The sequence below is a fragment of the Micromonospora globbae genome (assembly GCF_003610785.1).
Taxonomy (GTDB): domain Bacteria; phylum Actinomycetota; class Actinomycetes; order Mycobacteriales; family Micromonosporaceae; genus Micromonospora; species Micromonospora globbae.
On record NZ_RAQQ01000077.1, the window covers coordinates 1 to 2584 of the forward strand.

Here is a 2584-nt window from a genome sequence, read left to right on the forward strand (position 1 = left end):
GGCCCACAGGTCGTCCGAGACGATCCACGGCGGCTGCTCACCTCGCCTCACGGCCGATCACTGTAGTTGATCGTCCACGAGGGACAAATCCACCTCCGCCCAGATCATTCTGTTAGGAGTTCTAAGCCGGGAGAACCGGTGATCGTGCAAAGCCACGCGAAAGTACTTCCACAAGTCAAAACGTGCAAAGAAGTGGCCGTCGCCACTATGCCACTTCGAGCAGGACCCGCCTTCACCTCCGGTAGGGGCTCGGCACCCGGTGATCAACCATCACGCCGTGGGTTCACCGAACGGGGACCGCCGACGGCGGCTACATCACCGGCGGTCCCCGTCCGCTCGGTGTTCACCCGGCGTCAGGGCGGATCAGGGAGTTCAGGCGGATGAAGAGGCGCTGCGCGCGGTCCAGGGTGGCGGTGCTGATCTGCGGGATGAGCGTGGCCTGTTCCCGGATCAGGACGGCGGCGGGCCTGTAGTGGTTGAACCGGCCGTTGCTGATGCCGTGCGTGCGGAAGTACTCCTCGATCTGGTGCACCACCCGCGGGATGTTGGTGTTGAGGTCGGCCGGAGTGATCGGGTTGGGCAGCGCGGTGGCGTAGGCCCGGTTGACCAGGTCGAGGTAAAAGGCGGGCTCGAAGAGGTCCTCGATGTCGGCGTCGCCGGGGCCGGTGAACTCGCTGATCTCGACGAGGCCGTTGGCGGCGAGCTGGTCGTTGTCGCGCAGCCGCTTGACGGCCTGGGTGTCCTTGGTGCTGGAGTCGATGAGCACCGCCACGTTGAGCTGGTTCGCGCCGAGCAGGGTGGTGAAGGTGGACAGCTTGCCCGCGCCGCCGATCGGGGTCTTGACCCACCGGGGGTCCAATCCGGTGCGGCCGGAGGCTTCGGCGGCGTCGCTGAGCACGTCCAGGTAGATCAGGTCGCTCGGTCCCTCGATCAGGAGGGTGTTCTGGCCGATGAACAGCGTCTGGGTCATCTCGATGCCCATCGCGGCCAGCAGCGGGAACGCTGTGTCCGTGTCGGCCTTGAGGACGTCCGCGGAGACCTTGGTGCCGACCTTGTCCCGGTCGACCACGGTGCGCACCCGCTGGAGCTGGCGGGGGGAGACCATGAACGGGGAGTGCGTGGTGTAGATGACCTGGTGCTTGGGGGCGAGCCGCTTGTCGATCAGCTCGAGCAGGTCCTCCTGGGCGCGGCCGTGCAGGGACAGGCCCGGCTCGTCCAGCAGCAGGATCAGGTCGTTGTCCTCGTCCGCTTCCAGGTCGTTGAAGTAGGCCAGGAAGCTGAAGAACCACACGAACCCGCGGGACCGGTCGTCGAACGGCACGGACACCTTGTGCCGCTGGTTGCGGACCCGGATCTGCAGGATCGGCCCCTCGTTCAGGGGCGGCTGGGCGCCGTCCTCGACCGGAAGGACTTCGAGCTGGACTTCCAGGTCGGTGTTCTGCGACCAGTACTCGAAGACCTCGTCGGAGATGACGTTCCCGGAGTTCTCCAACTCGCGGATGAGCCGCTCGTGCTTGTCGGTCTTCCGGAAGTCCTCCAGGCTCACGTCCGCCATGGACAGCAGGCTGAGCAGGGCCAGTTCACCGCGCTTGAGCGTGCCGTTGTCCCGCCGGCGGATGAGGTCCGGGATCGACACCTTGCCGGGCATCACGTCGTAGTCGCCGAAGTACACGAACTTCGGCATCAGTGGCGAGGCGTAGGTGTCGATCAGGTAGAGCCCCACGTCCTCGCCGCGCCAGTTCCGGATCCGCTCGGCAAGCGCGGTCGCGGCAGCGGGCAGCTCCTCCAGGCTGTCGAGCGCCTCCAGCAGGTCCGCCACCGTGCTCGTCGCGTTGACCGTGGCGGCCGCGGCCGAGGGCAGGTCGAGTCCCGAGCGCAGGTGCTTGACGATCGCCGCCTCGTTGTAGCGGAGGCCGAACCACTTGGTCGTGTCGCGGTACCCGATGGTGAGCGTGAACTCCGGGCTGTGGAGCGCCCCCGGGCCGAGATCCTGCTCGATCCGCTTCAGTTCCTCGTCGTCGTAGCGGAACGTGGCCACCACCACGGGGATCTTCTGCTTCGCGCCCCAGTCCTTGCGCTTGCGGGTGAGCTTCGCCGGGAAGTCGACGACCTCCTCCAGCTCGACCTTCTCCACCGGGTTGAGCCGGTAGAGCGCCTGCAGCACGGTGGTCTTGCCGGACTCGTTCTTCCCGACCAGGCAGGTGACGTCGGGCTCGACGGCGAACTCGTCCGAGTCCTCAACCGACCGGTAGTAGGTGACCTTCGCGTTGACCAGCTTCAATGGTCCTCCTCGTTACGTAGAAGGTCCCGGACGCGCGTGAGCTGGGCAGCAAAAGATCACACGTTCGCGACATGTCTTGCTGCGACTGTGCTACTTCGGGGTATCGTCCTGATGCCACTCAAGGAGAGGCCCCGGTGCCGTCGCCCGCTGCGCGACGCGCCCGGGGTCCTTTCTGCACTAAGGGGTCCTAACAAAATGATCTCTGGATGTCGCGTCCCTTGTAGAGGTTGATCTACGATGTCGGGCCGTGAGGCGTGGCGAGCAGCCGCCGTGGATCGTGCCTGACGGGCTGTGGCAGCGCAT

1 protein-coding gene is annotated in these 2584 nt (G+C 65.9%); it reads right to left on the reverse strand.

Annotated elements, in window-relative coordinates; genetic code table 11:
• Positions 1-343: 343 nt before the first annotated feature.
• The gene (locus tag D7I43_RS32295) at positions 344-2281 is read right to left on the reverse strand and encodes an ATP-dependent nuclease (protein ID WP_120332327.1); all 1938 of its coding nucleotides are present in this window, start codon (positions 2279-2281) and stop codon (positions 344-346) included.
• Positions 2282-2584: the final 303 nt, after the last annotated feature.